16 protein-coding genes are annotated in these 14,927 nt (G+C 40.8%); 7 read left to right on the top strand and 9 right to left on the bottom strand.

Annotation, left to right across the window (positions count from 1 at the left end):
- The first annotated feature begins 31 nt into the window (after window positions 1–31).
- The 6 genes from yajC (at window position 32) to ACFO6W_RS03635 (ending at window position 4,508) form a co-directional block, all read left to right on the top strand.
- The gene (gene yajC, locus ACFO6W_RS03660; RefSeq protein WP_379993994.1) at window positions 32–382 is read left to right on the top strand and encodes a preprotein translocase subunit YajC; all 351 of its coding nucleotides are present in this window, start codon (window positions 32–34) and stop codon (window positions 380–382) included.
- A 35-nt stretch (window positions 383–417) separates the two neighbouring features.
- Window positions 418–1,401 (top strand): CdaR family protein, encoded by a 984-nt coding sequence (locus ACFO6W_RS03655; protein ID WP_379993993.1) that lies wholly within the window; start codon window positions 418–420, stop codon window positions 1,399–1,401.
- Between the two features lie 158 nt (window positions 1,402–1,559).
- Entirely contained in the window at window positions 1,560–2,144 is a 585-nt protein-coding gene (gene coaE, locus ACFO6W_RS03650) for a dephospho-CoA kinase (RefSeq protein WP_379993992.1), read from the top strand.
- Between the two features lie 6 nt (window positions 2,145–2,150).
- Entirely contained in the window at window positions 2,151–2,801 is a 651-nt protein-coding gene (locus ACFO6W_RS03645; RefSeq protein WP_379993991.1) for a carbonic anhydrase, read from the top strand.
- A gap of 28 nt (window positions 2,802–2,829) precedes the next feature.
- Entirely contained in the window at window positions 2,830–3,723 is an 894-nt protein-coding gene (locus ACFO6W_RS03640; RefSeq protein WP_379993990.1) for a metal ABC transporter solute-binding protein, Zn/Mn family, read from the top strand.
- The gene (locus ACFO6W_RS03635) at window positions 3,723–4,508 is read left to right on the top strand and encodes a metal ABC transporter ATP-binding protein (RefSeq protein WP_379993989.1); all 786 of its coding nucleotides are present in this window, start codon (window positions 3,723–3,725) and stop codon (window positions 4,506–4,508) included. The genes ACFO6W_RS03640 and ACFO6W_RS03635 overlap by 1 nt, the downstream gene beginning before the upstream one ends.
- 19 nt (window positions 4,509–4,527) lie before the next feature.
- Here the strand turns inward: ACFO6W_RS03635 and ACFO6W_RS03630 are convergent, their stop codons facing one another.
- The 9 genes from ACFO6W_RS03630 to ACFO6W_RS03590 all read right to left on the bottom strand — a co-directional run bounded on the left by ACFO6W_RS03630 (window position 4,528) and on the right by ACFO6W_RS03590 (window position 13,917).
- Entirely contained in the window at window positions 4,528–5,331 is an 804-nt protein-coding gene (locus tag ACFO6W_RS03630) for an alpha/beta hydrolase (protein ID WP_379993988.1), read from the bottom strand.
- A gap of 67 nt (window positions 5,332–5,398) precedes the next feature.
- Entirely contained in the window at window positions 5,399–6,667 is a 1,269-nt protein-coding gene (locus ACFO6W_RS03625) for a replication-associated recombination protein A (protein WP_379993987.1), read from the bottom strand.
- 246 nt (window positions 6,668–6,913) lie between these two features.
- Entirely contained in the window at window positions 6,914–8,059 is a 1,146-nt protein-coding gene (gene cydB / locus ACFO6W_RS03620) for a cytochrome d ubiquinol oxidase subunit II (RefSeq protein WP_379993986.1), read from the bottom strand.
- Window positions 8,060–8,129: 70 nt separating this feature from the next.
- Window positions 8,130–9,683 carry a cytochrome ubiquinol oxidase subunit I gene (locus tag ACFO6W_RS03615; protein ID WP_379993984.1) on the bottom strand — a complete coding sequence of 518 codons (1,554 nt, stop codon included), beginning with the start codon at window positions 9,681–9,683 and terminating at the stop codon, window positions 8,130–8,132.
- Between the two features lie 131 nt (window positions 9,684–9,814).
- A complete protein-coding gene (ald, locus tag ACFO6W_RS03610; protein WP_379993983.1) occupies window positions 9,815–10,915 on the bottom strand; it encodes an alanine dehydrogenase in 1,101 nt (366 codons plus the stop codon).
- 34 nt (window positions 10,916–10,949) lie between these two features.
- Window positions 10,950–11,264, bottom strand: coding sequence for a DUF3467 domain-containing protein (locus ACFO6W_RS03605; RefSeq protein ID WP_379993982.1), 315 nt, complete (start codon window positions 11,262–11,264; stop codon window positions 10,950–10,952).
- Window positions 11,265–11,487: 223 nt separating this feature from the next.
- Window positions 11,488–11,919, bottom strand: coding sequence for a YbaN family protein (locus ACFO6W_RS03600; RefSeq protein ID WP_379993981.1), 432 nt, complete (start codon window positions 11,917–11,919; stop codon window positions 11,488–11,490).
- A 629-nt stretch (window positions 11,920–12,548) separates the two neighbouring features.
- Complete coding sequence (locus ACFO6W_RS03595) at window positions 12,549–13,034, bottom strand: hypothetical protein (RefSeq protein WP_379993979.1); 486 nt, start codon at window positions 13,032–13,034, stop codon at window positions 12,549–12,551.
- A gap of 4 nt (window positions 13,035–13,038) precedes the next feature.
- Window positions 13,039–13,917: a LuxR C-terminal-related transcriptional regulator gene (locus tag ACFO6W_RS03590; RefSeq protein ID WP_379993978.1), complete on the bottom strand. Its 879-nt coding sequence runs from the start codon at window positions 13,915–13,917 to the stop codon at window positions 13,039–13,041.
- 335 nt (window positions 13,918–14,252) lie between these two features.
- On the opposite strand from ACFO6W_RS03590, the gene ACFO6W_RS03585 reads away from it, so the two are divergent.
- Entirely contained in the window at window positions 14,253–14,828 is a 576-nt protein-coding gene (locus tag ACFO6W_RS03585; protein ID WP_194225796.1) for a superoxide dismutase, read from the top strand.
- Window positions 14,829–14,927 lie beyond the last annotated feature (99 nt).

The raw sequence follows: 14,927 nt of genomic DNA, 5'->3' as shown, positions 1-14,927 counted from the left end.
AGAATAATATAAATCAAATATTAAAGAATTTATGACTTTATTAAGTGTATTATTACAAGCAGCCGAGGGTGGTGCACCTGCCGGCGGAGGTTTTCTGGGATTAGGTAGCAGCGGTAGCATGATTGTGATGATGGTGTTATTGTTTGCCATCATGTATTTCTTTATGATACGTCCGCAGCAAAAGAAACAAAAAGCATTGCAGGAAGCGCGTAATGCCATCAAAGTAGGAGACAAAGTAGTTACAGCCGGAGGTATCCACGGAAAAGTGAAAGAGGTAAACGACTCTACATTTGTACTTGAAATTGCCGACGGAATAAAAATTACAATAGAAAAATCTTCTGTTTACGTTTCTGCTGCCGATACCCAGACTAACAACAGATAATTCTTTTGAACGAAACATAAGTCAGGTATAGCTATATGAGCGATACTAGAAATTTCATAATACAGGAAGTCAGATCGTTTTTCACAAAAATTTCATGGAAAAAGATGCTGACTTTTTTGTTTTTTGTATTGCTTTCCTCAGTTTTTTGGATGATGCAGGTTTATCGTCAAAAATTTGAGTCTACTCTTACCATACCTGTTAAGTATGTGAATATACCTGACAGTATAGTTTTCGAAAACGAACTGCCGTTGAAGATATATGTACGCATCAAAGATGACGGGGCGTCTATGTTCAAATACTATTTCACTCACAGAAACGATTCTTTGGAAGTAGATGTAAGGGATATAGTGAAAGGGACACAGGAAAAGGTGATCCAGGGACGAAACTTCGAACAGCTGGTACGGGGGAAACTTTTTGCTTCTTCGGAACTGATAAGCTATTCTCCTACCCGCGTATCTTATGCATATGCCGTATTGCATCAGAAGAAACTGCCTGTTATATATGACGGGTACATAAGCCTGGCATCAGGCTATCTGATCGACGGTGAGCTGACAATCAAACCCGATTCGGTGCTTGTATACGGCAGCCGTGCCGCGTTGGATACGCTGCATTACGCTCACACGGTCAGCGATACGCTCCGTGAAGTAACAGAGGATAAAAAAATGCTGGTTGCGATGAAGCAGACCAAAGGCATTCGTTTTGTACCCAACACTGTAGAATTAAATGTATCGGTAGATAAATTCAGCACAAAAGAAGTGGAAGTTCCTGTCGAGTGCATCAATTTACCGGAAAACCTGACAATCAAGTTCTTCCCGTCGTCTATCAAGATCCCGTTCTTTGTCGGTATCAAAAGATATAACGATATTTCGTCTCACGATTTTCAGGTAATTGTAGACTATAATGACCTCAAAGACCTGAAAGAAGCCTCAATTCCTGTACGGATAACCGAAAGTCCGGATTATATACAGACAAAAGGACCTGTTCCTTCCGAAGTGGAATTTGTGCTGGAGCAGAAATAGGTTGCGGACCTATTATTTACTAAGCTATCAACTGATTGGAAAAGGCTTAAATACAACACTAAGTAAATAATAGTTAATGATATGTTTTTCAAGAATTGATATAGGGCCGGAATACATCTATAATTATATACTTTTACTTAATTACAATCCTTCACAAAATGATTAAATTGGGTATAACAGGGGGAATAGGCAGTGGCAAATCTACCGTTTCCGAAATATTTTCTCTTTGTAATGTTCCTGTTTACATTGCCGATGCAGAAAGTAAAAGGCTTGTGGCAACTTCCCCAGTCATAAAGGAAAAGTTGATTAATATCTATGGGAAGGAATTATTTGAGGGCGGTGTGCTGAATAAAGCTTTGCTGGCTTCCCATATATTCAATGATAAAGCCAAATTGGAGGAGGTAAACGCAATAATACATCCCGAAGTAGAAAAAGATTTCAAAGAATGGGTAACTGACCATGCACATTATCCGGTGATAGCACACGAAGCCGCGATTCTTTTCGAGTCTGGTTTCAATAAGCTTATGGATAGGATAGTGATGGTATACGCACCTCTGGAAATAAGACTGGAACGCACTATGAAACGGGATAATACTACCCGCGAAAAAGTACTGGAACGTATGCAAAACCAGATGCCGGATGAAGAGAAAGCTAAACTTTCTGATTTTGTAATTGTTAATGATGGGACACGTTCACTGGTTGAACAAGTGCTCGGTATTCTGAAACAAGTAAAAGACTTATAAAACATAATGGAAATACAAAAATCATACAAGGGTATATTCGATGCAAATAAAAAATGGGTAGAGAAAATAAGCGAGGACAATCCGGACTTTTTTACCCATCTGGCAAATGAACAAAACCCCGATTATCTCTATATAGGATGTTCCGACAGCCGTGTGCATGCAAATGAAATAATGGGGCTTCAACCCGGAGAAGTATTTGTACATCGTAATATTGCCAATATGGTGGTCAACAATGACCTTAATGTATTGTCGGTAATAAACTATGCGGTGGAGTACCTGAATGTAAAGTATATCATTGTATGCGGACATTACAATTGCGGGGGGATAAAAGCCGCTATGGAGCCTAAAGATTTAGGAATACTGAATCCGTGGCTGCGTAACATACGTGATGTATACCGCCTGCATGAGAAAGAACTGGATACCATTTCCGACCCGCAAGCCAGGTATAACCGCCTGGTAGAAATAAACGTATACGAACAATGTCTGAATATAATAAAGACGGCGGAAGTACAGAAATCGTATCTGGCAAAGGGATATCCGCGTGTGGCCGGCTGGGTCTATGACTTGAACGACGGTATACTCCACGATCTGGAAATAGACTTTGAAAAAGAACTGAACCGTATCCGCAAGATATACGATCTAACAAAAGGAGAATAGGTCTGACGCAAGTTATAAATTATAAGTTATGAGTTATAAATTAGTTGTTACCATGATATTACTGGGTATTCTATCTCTTAGTGGTTGTAAACCATCTAAAGCAGATAAAATCCGGACTCTGTCGGTAACTATAGAACCACAAAAATATTTCCTGAGTAAAATTGCCGGGGACCATTATCAGATAAATTGTATTGTTCCATCCGGGTCCAATCCCGAAAGTGCAGACTTCACCCCATCACAGATGATGGCTATGGACAAAAGTGTGGCATACTTCAAAATCGGTTATTTGGGCATAGAAAATACATTGATAGATAAAGTATCGCAGAGTAATCCGGAACTTAAGATAGTAAACTGTTCGCAAGGAATAGAACCTATAGGTGATGCCCATATACATTGCGAAGATGACAGTCACAAACACAATCATACATACGGACATGCCGGAGGTGATCCGCATACATGGAGTTCGGTAAGGTCGGCTAAGATCATAGCCGAAAACATGTATAAAGCATTGTTAGAACTTGATGGCGAAAATGAAGCTGATTATACGGCTAATTACAACAAGTTGGTGTCGGGAATAAACAATACCGACAGCATTATAAAATCGTATTTAGACAAAGCCCCGAGCAAATCATTTATAATCTATCATCCTGCACTCAGCTATTTTGCCGATGAATACGGACTGACTCAGTATTCAATAGAATACGAGGGAAAAAATCCATCTCCATCCCAGTTAAAGGAACTGATTGACAAAGCAAAAGCTGAAGGAGTAAAAGTTGTATTCATTCAGCAGGAATTCGATACGAAAAATGCAGAAACCGTAGCAGAAGCGATAAATGGGAAAACAATCCGGATAAACCTGTTATCGTATAATTGGGACGAAGAAATGATAAAAATAGCCAAAGCATTGGCACAGGAAAACTGATGAGTAAGATACTTGAAATAAGAGACCTATCGGTCGGATATGATGACAGCCCTTATGTCTTGAAAAACGTGAACCTGAATGTTTTTCAAGACGATTTTCTGGGTATTATCGGCCCTAACGGCGGTGGAAAGACCACTTTGTTGAAAACGATACTCGGGCTTGTAAAACCAGCGAACGGCACTATATCTTTTTTCAGGAATAACGTAAAAACAGATAAGATAAACATCGGTTATCTGCCCCAGATAAATCAGATAGATAAAAAATTCCCCATATCTGTACACGATGTTATACTATCGGGGCTGACTATCAAACACCGTATTTTTTCACCTTATACCAAAGAACAAAAAGAAAAAGTAGGGGTAATCGCGAATCAGATGGGACTGGATAAACTTATCGACAGGCCTATAGGCGCATTATCCGGAGGCCAGCTCCAACGCACCTTACTTGGACGCGCTATTATAGACGGACCGGACCTGCTGGTGCTCGACGAACCTAATTCGTATGTGGACAAACGTTTTGAGACTGATTTTTATAAAATACTCGAAGATATAAATAAAGACACCGCCATTATTCTTGTCTCACATGATGTGGGTACGGTGATATCGCTCGTTAAAAATATAGCCTGCGTGAATGAAGGCCTTCACTATCATTCCGGTACCAATATTACGACCGAATGGCTCGAAGAATCATACTCCTCCTGCCCCATCGAAATTGTCGGACACGGCGATTTTCCGCATCGGGTATTGGATAAACATGAGGGTTGCGATTGTTGTAAAGATGATTAAGGACACAGTCATATCTATTTCATTTATCCAGCAGCCTTTTTATTTCCCTTCTATACACTTCATTATCAGTTATATTGTTGTGTTCTTCATTTTCTAATGTAATCAGCGAATCCGATTTTTTTAATACAGCCTTCAATCTCATGGAATTATTATAATTAATCACCTTGTCTTTATTTCCGTGAAAGATGACAACCGGCATTTTACATTCACTCACATATTTACATGTCTCCAAGTTGTATTTGACCAGAAAACCCGGGATAACAGGACAAATGTCCTGTATAACATTTGTAAGGCTATAATAAGGAGCCTGTAAAATCAGCAGGTGAGGATTATTTGTCGCGGCAATCTTTGCGGCCGGACCGGTTCCGATAGAGAAACCCAGTACAATTATCTGGTCCTCATCATATCGCTTCTTCATCTCATTGTAAGCGAGCTGGATATCACTGAATAATTGATTCTGGCTATCAACCTCTCCTCCGCTTTTGCCGAATCCTCTGTAATCGAGGAAGTAAACATCGTAGCCTAAATCCGTATATACAGAAGCCAGATGTCCCCATGAATCAAGAGCCCCGGCATTACCATGCAGATAGAAAATCAATCCTTTCGGATTTTCTGTTTTGAACAGGAGGCTATTCAATGGTGTCCCATCCTGCGCTTTTAAATATATTTCCTCAAAATCCTGCTTAAACCGGAAAATATAGTTATTATCAAGTTTTGTAGGGTAAAATATCAGCTTTTCCTGAAAAAAGTAAAAAAACCCACATAGAAATATATAGAGTGATAATAAAACCACAAAGATTCTGATTACAGCTTTTTTCATCATTTATAAAGTTCTTTTACCGTCCCATATTTCATTGGTACATTTACCGATTGGCATACCGGCACACTGTTCAATACCTGTCCTTCCACAATTTTTTCAGCCATTCCACAATTTTGCTCTCCGATGCATTTTGCTGAGGCTTCCAGAATTGGCGTCCTTTTATTTCTTTAGGCACATAATCCTGCTGTACAAAGTTATTCTCGAAGCTGTGCGCATATTTGTAGTTTTTACCGTAATCCAGTTCTTTCATAAGCTTGGTAGGAGCATTGCGCAGATGCAAGGGGACCGGCAGGTTACCCGTTTCATTCACCAACGCGATAGCCTCATCTATAGCCATATATGCCGAGTTACTCTTTGGCGAAGTTGCCAGATAAACAGTAGCTTCGGCTAAGACAATCCGGCCTTCCGGCCAGCCAATCTTCTGCAAAGTATCGAAGCATGCATTCGCCAGTAAGAGGGCATTGGGGTTTGCCAGCCCTATATCTTCCGCCGCCGAAATAACCAGCCGCCGGGCGATAAACTTCGGATCTTCTCCACCGGCCACCATCCGTGCCAGCCAGTAGATGGCCGCGTCGGGGTCACTGCCCCGGATAGACTTGATAAAGGCTGAAATAATGTCATAATGCATCTCGCCTCCTTTATCATATGCTGCCGGATTTTCCTGCAAGCGTTCTGTCACTACCTTATCTGTTATGACAACCTTATCGCCGACATCTGCTCCCGTCACTAAGTCGAGTATATTTAACAACTTGCGGGCGTCACCTCCCGAAAAGCGAAGCAATGCATTGGTCTCCTGTAATTCGACATTCCGCTCTTTAAGTATAATATCCTGTGTCACGGCACGGTGAGCCAGTTCGATCAGGTCATTCTTATCCAAGGATTGTAAAACGTACACCTGACAACGAGACAACAATGGCCGTATAACTTCAAATGAAGGGTTTTCCGTTGTGGCGCCTATCAATGTAATCACCCCCGTTTCTACCGCATTGAGCAACGAATCCTGTTGTGATTTTGAAAAACGGTGGATTTCATCGATAAATAAGATAGGGCTTTTTGTATTGAAGAACTGGCTCTTTTTGGCCTGTTCTATCACCTCACGTACATCTTTCACCCCTGAGTTTATCGCGCTCAATGTATAGAACGGCGTATCCAGTGTGTTGGCTATTATCTGGGCCAGCGTCGTCTTTCCTACTCCGGGAGGTCCCCAGAGAAGAAATGACGGTATTCGCCCCGATTCTATCATCTTGCGCAGGATAGCGCCCTCACCCACAAGATGCTTTTGTCCTATATATTCGTCCAGGGTACGTGGACGCAAACGTTCTGCTAATGGCTGGCTCATACATTTATTGAGATTATCATAACCCAAATTTACAAAAAGTTTCTATTAGTCCGAAATAGAATAATAAATTCTCCTTTACTCACTGGCTGACTAAAAGTGCGGATCAGTAGTTGTATTTAAATGTTGGATTCTTTTATGCTACGCACAGTCAAAGACTGTATCGAAGGCTACCCCATAACTAACGGACAAAAAAAGAGACGGGAATACTTTGCTGGTATTCCCGTCTCTTCTATTTAACAAGACAGATCAATACACATGTCCGTCATCTTTGAAGTCTTTTACATCGAAGCGTTTCTTTTCCAAAGAATTCCATGCATAAATAATATATGCAAGCACAAACGGAACAAGGATGGAAACAATGCTCATCACTGTTAACGTGAATTCACTCGAAGAAGAATTTTGTATTGTCAACGAGCTTTGAGGATCGGTAGCAGATGGATAATAAGCTGTATTGTTGAACCCTGTGATAAGAAGCAGCATACATACAGTCAGCACTGTACCTGACCCTGTAAACCATATACCGAAACTATAACCTTTAGTCAATAATGTTTTACCGATGCCAAATAGTACAAGCAAAACTCCTGCGACAAACACAATACCCGTTACAGGCATCTCTATCAGGTTATTAAAGTATTTATGTGGTTCCATAAATACTTCTTTTGTATCAGGGTTTACAGCGAACCCGTCTGCAATAAACGCCCAGATAACAAATGCCAAGAAGAATATTACAAATGGTACACAATTATACAATAAGAACTTACGCGAACGATCTACCAGCTTTTCGTCCTGAAGGCGATTGATAAAGAACAAACAAGCCTGCGTACGTGCAAGGAAGAAAACTGTCAGCCCTAACAGCCAATTACGAGGATTGGCAAGAGCTTCCAAGCCATGCCATTCACTTCCCCAACGGCTGATAACCGGGTTTATCACATCAGTCATATTTTCTTTATTCACTGTGAAGTCAGATCCTGTAAAGAATGTAGCCAGTGCCGCCCCCACGAGGAACGTACCCAGCAAGCCGTTGGTAAACAAGAACCAACGGTACGTATTACGCCCATACAGGTTACCTGGTTTCGACTGAAACTCATATGATACCGCCTGCAATACGAAGCAGAACAGAATCGCCATCCATACCCAATATGCCCCGCCGAAACTGGTAGAATAAAACAATGGGAAAGATGCGAACAAAGCTCCGCCAAAAGTTACAAGAGTAGTAAATGTATATTCCCACTTGCGACCTAAAGCATTAACAAGTATCATGCGCTCTTTTTCGTCTTTAGCTAAAGAGAAGAGCATCGATTGTCCGCCCTGAACAAATAGAAGGAATGCGAAGAGACCTCCGATCAGGCATATGAGGAACCACCAATAATGTTGTAAAAATGAATAATCCATAATTATATCTTTTAGAGATTTCGTGACTTTAATCTTGAAATCTTGAAATTATTAAATCTTAAAATCTTAATTAGTGAGAGTCCTCCGGACCTTTTTTAATCTGATTGAGCATAATACGAATCTCCGCGATAAGTAATGCTGTAAACAAAGCCAGGAACAAGAAGAATGATATCATTACCGATTTAACAGAAATAGCCGATACCGCTGCCTGTAGTGGTAATACATCCTGTATAGTCCAAGGCTGGCGTCCGATTTCGGCAACCATCCACCCGGCCTGACCGGCAATGTATGCCAAAGGAATAGTCCACAGACACGCCCACAGAAGCCATTTCTTATTTTCGATATCTTTATTCCTATACACAAAGAAGGAAAGCACAACGAACAACAATACGAACCAGCCCCCAAGGTAAACCATAATGTGGAATGGCCAGTACACCAACGGTATATTCGGTATCAGTTGCTCCGGAGTATCCAGATAACCATATCCGAAATATGAATAATTAGACTTCAATATTTCTTTATATTCATTGGCTGCCGTTTCATTTCCCTCTTTTTTAGCCTTTTTGTAATCGGCGAGTGCCTGGATAGCTGCTTTTCCTTTGATCTGTTTTTCTGCAAATGAAAGGGCAGTAGAACCATCCGGCTCTTTGTATCCGCCGTCAATTATGTCCTTGATACCCGGAACGTAGGCGTCCAGTTCGCCAAAGCTAAGCCATGACAGGCCTTTCGGTATACTTATATTGATTAGATATGGGTCCACACCGTCTTTATATGACTCTTTCGCCGGATTAGGGATGGCAAAGGCTATAAGCCCCACTCCTTCTCCACCTTCATATAAGCCTTCCATCACAGCCAGCTTCATCGGTTGCTTATCCGCTACCTGCTGGGCCGAACCATGTCCTGTCCAGGCTATAAGAAGAGATGACGCTAACCCGAATCCTGCTGCAACTTTCATACTCTGTTTGGCGAACTCGGTATCTCTCTTTTTCAGCAGATACCACGCAGCCACTCCGGCTACGAATACCGCACCCAGTATCCAGCCCGAAAGCACCGTATGAAAGAATTTATTAATAGCTACCGGAGATAAAGCGATATCCCAGAAGTTAATCATCTCGTTACGGGTAGTATCCGGATTAAACTCCATTCCCACAGGATATTGCATCCACGCATTTGCAATAAGTATCCATAACGCCGAAAGGGTCGCTCCGGTAACAGTTAACCATGTAGCTGTCAAGTGAGCTTTTTTGCCAACCCGTTTCCATCCGAAGAACATAATGGAAATAAAGGTGGCTTCAAGGAAAAATGCCAGTGTGGCCTCGATAGCCAGTGGCGCGCCAAAAATATCGCCTACAAACCAGCTGTAGTTAGACCAGTTGGTACCGAATTGAAATTCCATGATAATCCCTGTAGCAACCCCTATAGCGAAGTTGATACCGAAAATGACCATCCAGAACTTAGCGGTCTTCTTCCACTGTTCGTTACCTGTACGCACATACATTGTCTCCATGATTGCCATTATGATCCCCAGCCCGAGGGTAAGGGGCACAAACAACCAGTGATACATTGCTGTCATAGCAAACTGGGCTCTTGACCAGTCTATTAACGATGTACTTAGTAGTTCCATAAATATTAGTTTTATATTAGTAAATATATGAGGATTTCTATTATTATTTAGCTGAAGTGAAAAACAAAAAGTGAAAAATATTTTTCATGTTTCATTTATCATTCTCCGTTTTTCACTTCGCATTTCCGATATCAATATTCTTTATATTCAAGGCCGAATGTATGGGCTACGGCTTTGTAAACAATATCGCCTTTCAGAATGTTCAGTCCTTTCCGTAAATCTTTATACTGACGGCAAGCTTCTTCCCAGCCCAGGTTTGCAATACTGAGGGCGTAAGGGAATGTCGCGTTTGTAAGGGCTAAAGTAGAAGTCATAGGTACAGCGCCCGGTATATTCGCAACACAGTAATGTACTACATCATCAATAACAAATACGGGGTCGAGATGTGTAGTCGGTTTTGATGTTTCGAAACATCCGCCCTGATCTATGGCCACATCTACCAATACTGTGCCGGCCTGCATGATTTTGAGCATATCTTTCGATATCACCTGCGGGGCTTTATCTCCGGCAATGAGTACTGCTCCGACAATCAGATCGGCGTCTTTACACAATTCCTTGATTGTATGGGCATCCGAATAACGGGTGGTGACATTTGCAGGCATGATATCGCTCAGGTAACGCAAGCGAGGCAGGCTCTTGTCCAGAATAGTCACTCTGGCTCCGATTCCGGCTGCTATTTTAGCTGATTGTGCGCCTACAATACCGCCTCCGATAACAATTACATGTGCCGGTTTTACGCCCGGTACTCCTCCCAGAAGAACACCTTTTCCCAAATGCGGTTTTTCGAGAAAACGCGCACCTTCCTGAATAGCCATACGCCCTGCAACTTCACTCATAGGCACAAGCAGGGGCAGTGAGCGGTCAGGCAATTCTACTGTTTCATAAGCTATACAGATCGCTTTACTCTTTATCATCGCCTTGGTAAGCTCAAGGCTGGAGGCAAAATGGAAATAAGTAAATACAATCTGATTTTCCCTTACCAAGTCATATTCCTCTTTAATCGGCTCTTTCACTTTCACAATCATATCCGCGATAGCATATACCTCCCCGATGGTGGAAAGAATGGTTGCTCCGGCCTCCGTATAGTCCAGATCGGTGAAGCCGCTGCTAAGCCCGGCTCCGGTTTGTACAAATACTTCATGTCCCTCAATAACAAACTCATACACACCTGCCGGTGTAACTGCCACCCGATTTTCAAAAGCTTTCAGCTCTTTAGGAATTCCGATTTTCATAAGAATCTTTTATTTAATAGTTAAAAATATAACTTTATGCTTCTCCTATTGGTCCTGTTATCGGCGGAAGAAATCCGGCCGAATTATCGGCAGATACAGGCCCGTTCTGGGCTTCGAACCTATTGATATTTTCATTTAACGCATATAGCAAACGCTTGGCATGCTCGGGGGTCAATATAATACGTGATTGTACCTTTGCCTTCGATAATCCGGGCAAAATGCGAACAAAATCAATGACAAATTCGGATGAGGAATGGGCTATGATAGCTAGATTTGAGTATGTTCCCTGGGCTACGTCTTCCGGCAGTTCTATCTGAATCTGATTGTCCTGTTCATTTCTATTTTCCATAACTTTTCTATTATATAAATTTAATTTCAAGATTTCAGGATTTTGTCCATCAGCAAATTACAAATGTCTTCTATGAACCAACGGTCAGCACAGCTAAATTATTTATTGCAACCTAATAAAATCTCCTTTCCCGTAGCCCTTTCTACAAAGAAACAGAAATATCGCATAAAATCAAAGGAAAGCATATATATTTTATAACACAAATATACATATTTTAAGCGTCTCATGATACCTTGAGTTCATCCTCCGTATCCACGTTGCTATCAGGTAAATCTATCGGCATCAGCACCGCTTTTTTCCTTTTCTTTTTACTCAGGACTATTATTTGGGAAATGGTACCGATCAATCCTAAACCGAGCATTACAAAACGCATAGTGCCATATCCGAATACGACAAATGCCGTAAATATAATCATACTCCACATGATTCCTATCGAAATTGCCAGTCCTTTCCAGCTAAATCCTTCATTGACCCGGCGAATATATTTACCCGTCAACTTATTGTCCATTAGCTTCTGATGCAGGCGTGGCGAACTTTTCGCAAACAAAATACCTGTAAGAAGAATAAAAGGAGTGGTCGGTAATCCCGGTGTAACTATACCCAACAAACCCAGACTTAGAGTTATAAACCCTAATATTATATATACATATCTCATTTATTGTGCGTGCTGTTTTTTTTGAAATCGTTTCCACAACAAAGAAATGAAAAAAGAATGACATTTAATAATTCTATGTCAAATTTAATTTGTTAAATGCTCTCTATATTGCAGTGCCCGATATATCCGTATTTCTATGCCAGAAGGGATATGTTATCTTATCTTTAGAATTTTATCTATATATACAGCGCTTAGCTGATAGTTCTTTGAAGTATTGAAGGAGCCCCCTAAATTGGCTCCGCCGAACGTTGTTTCCCCAAGGGGGACTTACAGAGAGGGAAAAAAGGAACAGATAAAAAATAGTGGGAAAAGTGTAACTTTTGTAACTTTTTGGATATAGTTACGAGTTTGCCTCGCCTTCGCTTCGGCGAATGTTATTTCTGCGCCCTACGGGCAGTTACAAATTATGAGTAGACAAGATACGAGATACGAGTTGTTAACTGCTGACTGTTTACTGTTTACTGTTTACTGAAATAAGTGTTACCTTTTAACAGTTACAAGTTACTTCGCCCTTCGGGCAGTTACAAGTTACGAGTAGACAAGATACGAGATACGAGTTGTTAACTGCTGACTGTTTACTGTTTACTGATATATGTGTTACCTTTTGCGCCTTTGCGTGAAAATATTCTTTACCGTTCACTGAGAATGTCCGGGCCGGGATTATCTAATAGATCATCTTCATCTATTACCGGTTGCACTTTCTTTTTTCGGAATACGATTATCAGATATACTACCGACAGGACAGAAGTGGCACAGAGCAGATATACCCCGCTCCCGTATTTCGGCAGCTTATAGAAAAGATTGAGAGAGACTGCAAAAGCCAATACGCCTGCTATCATCAGGAATACCCGCGCTGATTTCTTTTTGAGGGACAGCCATAATACGGCGCTGAAGATACTGAGTAGAGGAACGAGATAAACAACATATGTAGTATAAACCGACTCTTTGTTGCGGGAGAAAAAATTTGTTACTTTCGTTACCTTTTTCTGTATGTCCGGTATATCCCAACCTACAATTTTCACTAATCCCATATCGAGCCACGGCAACGAAAAGGCTATTATAAACAACAGGGCAAAAAGTAATTCGAAAGATATGTAACGGTTTAACTTATCCATAATATTATAGTTCTATTTCGTCGGCGGTAATATATCCGTTTGTCATACAATAGAATATCAGACCGGATACTGTTTTTATCCCCAATTTGGCTGTAATATTCTTTCGGTGCGACAATACGGTGTTCAGGCTTATATTGAGTTTATCGGCCACCTCTTTGTTCAACAGCCCCAAAGCCACGAGGCGAAGTACATCCAGCTCCCGCTGCGACAGAGCCTGTGCTTTTGTTGCTTTAATAGCATGGCTAACCGATATCAGTTCCTGCAGGTCTTCTATCCCCGATTCGGACAAATCCGCAATCATGGGTTTTAAGATTTTCTCCCTGATGCGGTTATGCTTCTCCAAATCCCGTTGAAAACTGTCTATGGTAAATATAGTGGCATAGCACATATTTTCGTTAAAGTTTCCGGATATATGTTTAATTATAATGCTTTTAAGATCGGTAAGAAGAGCCAACGGAGCATCCCCTTTCATCATCCCCTGCTCAATCTGTCCTATCAGTTCATTCTTAAACTCGGTAAACAGACGGCTTATTAGTTTCAACTGGGGGTTATTGGGGTCGCTCATAGATATGAAAGCGTTCAGATGCTTTTCCAGATTGTGTAGCTGCCCGTGTATCAAGTATGCATCAGTCTGCTTTATGTATGTGACCACCAATTCAATATCGAATTTTTGGAGTTTGCGCTCAGGGAAGTAATCCTCGTTGAGGAAAGTATTGAGTATGGCGAGAAAAAACTCCGTATTGATATTTGCTTTCCGGCAAATATCGTCTATGGTTTTATCCCCCAGCCCCAGTTTTATTCCAAAACGGTTGATAACAGGGATCAACTGGTGATTTTCTTCTACGATTTCCGATAAAATAAAGGACGAATCTACAAAAAGCATATACTCGATAATTTTGAGAACAAAAATACATATTTATTCTGATATCTTTTTCTAAAATCTTTATCTATATAATTTAAGAAACATAGTCTGTATTTATATCACAATCAACACTTATAGATTTTAGCGATAATCCCTTAAAAACAATTTATGATAATTATCAGCTAATTGTTAAACAAATATCGGATTAAGATTGTTAATTTTGCATACACACTAAAAAACAGAAGTTTATGAAAAGGATATTTTTTACGTGTCTAACGCTCTCTGTATTACTTATTAGTAATGCTAAAGCACAAAATATAAACAACGATAATAATAACAATCAAAAAACAAAAGCTATGAAATTTGAATTACCAAAGTTGCCATATGCGACAAATGCTTTAGAGCCGGTTATAAGCCAACAGACTATCGAGTTACACTATGGTAAGCACCTTCAGACTTATATAACAAACCTGAATAATCTTGTTCCCGGAACCAAATTTGAGAATGCCGACCTTGAGACAATCGTAAAGGAAAGTGACGGAGCTATTTTCAACAATGCAGGACAGACATTGAACCACAATATATATTTCCTTTCTTTCAGCCCTAACGGTGGTGGAGAGCCTAAGGGAAAACTCGCCGAAGCCATTAACAAAAAATGGGGTTCGTTCGAAAACTTCAAAAAAGAATTCGTTACAGCAGGTACAGCAGTATTCGGCTCAGGCTGGGTATGGCTGGCTAAAGATAACGCAGGCAACCTGGAAATTACAAAAGAACCTAACGCCGGAAACCCTATTACAAAGGGGTTGACTCCGCTTTTGGGATTCGACGTATGGGAACATGCTTATTATCTTGATTACCAAAACCGTCGTGCAGACCATCTTGCCGAATTATGGAAGATAATTGACTGGAGCGCTGTAGAAGCTCGTTATTGATAAAGTAGTGTTTATTATATTGGAAAAGCAGCCTTTAGGGGCAGGAGTGGTCGGAAGAAATTCCGATCACTTTTTGTTTTCTACGTTTTGAAGAAAATA

The sequence above is a fragment of the Dysgonomonas termitidis genome (assembly GCF_042654545.1).
GTDB lineage: Bacteria > Bacteroidota > Bacteroidia > Bacteroidales > Dysgonomonadaceae > Dysgonomonas > Dysgonomonas termitidis.
This window is presented reverse-complemented; position numbering and strand designations above follow the sequence as displayed.

What these genes read in the sequence shown, in the direction of transcription:
- yajC (WP_379993994.1), top strand. Translation starts at nt 32, where the DNA reads ATGACTTTATTAAGTGTATTATTACAAGCAGCCGAGGGTGGTGCACCT.
- ACFO6W_RS03655 (WP_379993993.1), top strand. Translation starts at nt 418, where the DNA reads ATGAGCGATACTAGAAATTTCATAATACAGGAAGTCAGATCGTTTTTC.
- coaE (WP_379993992.1), top strand. Translation starts at nt 1,560, where the DNA reads ATGATTAAATTGGGTATAACAGGGGGAATAGGCAGTGGCAAATCTACC.
- ACFO6W_RS03645 (WP_379993991.1), top strand. Translation starts at nt 2,151, where the DNA reads ATGGAAATACAAAAATCATACAAGGGTATATTCGATGCAAATAAAAAA.
- ACFO6W_RS03640 (WP_379993990.1), top strand. Translation starts at nt 2,830, where the DNA reads ATGAGTTATAAATTAGTTGTTACCATGATATTACTGGGTATTCTATCT.
- ACFO6W_RS03635 (WP_379993989.1), top strand. Translation starts at nt 3,723, where the DNA reads ATGAGTAAGATACTTGAAATAAGAGACCTATCGGTCGGATATGATGAC.
- ACFO6W_RS03630 (WP_379993988.1), bottom strand. Translation starts at nt 5,331, where the DNA reads ATGATGAAAAAAGCTGTAATCAGAATCTTTGTGGTTTTATTATCACTC.
- ACFO6W_RS03625 (WP_379993987.1), bottom strand. Translation starts at nt 6,667, where the DNA reads ATGAGCCAGCCATTAGCAGAACGTTTGCGTCCACGTACCCTGGACGAA.
- cydB (WP_379993986.1), bottom strand. Translation starts at nt 8,059, where the DNA reads ATGGATTATTCATTTTTACAACATTATTGGTGGTTCCTCATATGCCTG.
- ACFO6W_RS03615 (WP_379993984.1), bottom strand. Translation starts at nt 9,683, where the DNA reads ATGGAACTACTAAGTACATCGTTAATAGACTGGTCAAGAGCCCAGTTT.
- ald (WP_379993983.1), bottom strand. Translation starts at nt 10,915, where the DNA reads ATGAAAATCGGAATTCCTAAAGAGCTGAAAGCTTTTGAAAATCGGGTG.
- ACFO6W_RS03605 (WP_379993982.1), bottom strand. Translation starts at nt 11,264, where the DNA reads ATGGAAAATAGAAATGAACAGGACAATCAGATTCAGATAGAACTGCCG.
- ACFO6W_RS03600 (WP_379993981.1), bottom strand. Translation starts at nt 11,919, where the DNA reads ATGAGATATGTATATATAATATTAGGGTTTATAACTCTAAGTCTGGGT.
- ACFO6W_RS03595 (WP_379993979.1), bottom strand. Translation starts at nt 13,034, where the DNA reads ATGGATAAGTTAAACCGTTACATATCTTTCGAATTACTTTTTGCCCTG.
- ACFO6W_RS03590 (WP_379993978.1), bottom strand. Translation starts at nt 13,917, where the DNA reads ATGCTTTTTGTAGATTCGTCCTTTATTTTATCGGAAATCGTAGAAGAA.
- ACFO6W_RS03585 (WP_194225796.1), top strand. Translation starts at nt 14,253, where the DNA reads ATGAAATTTGAATTACCAAAGTTGCCATATGCGACAAATGCTTTAGAG.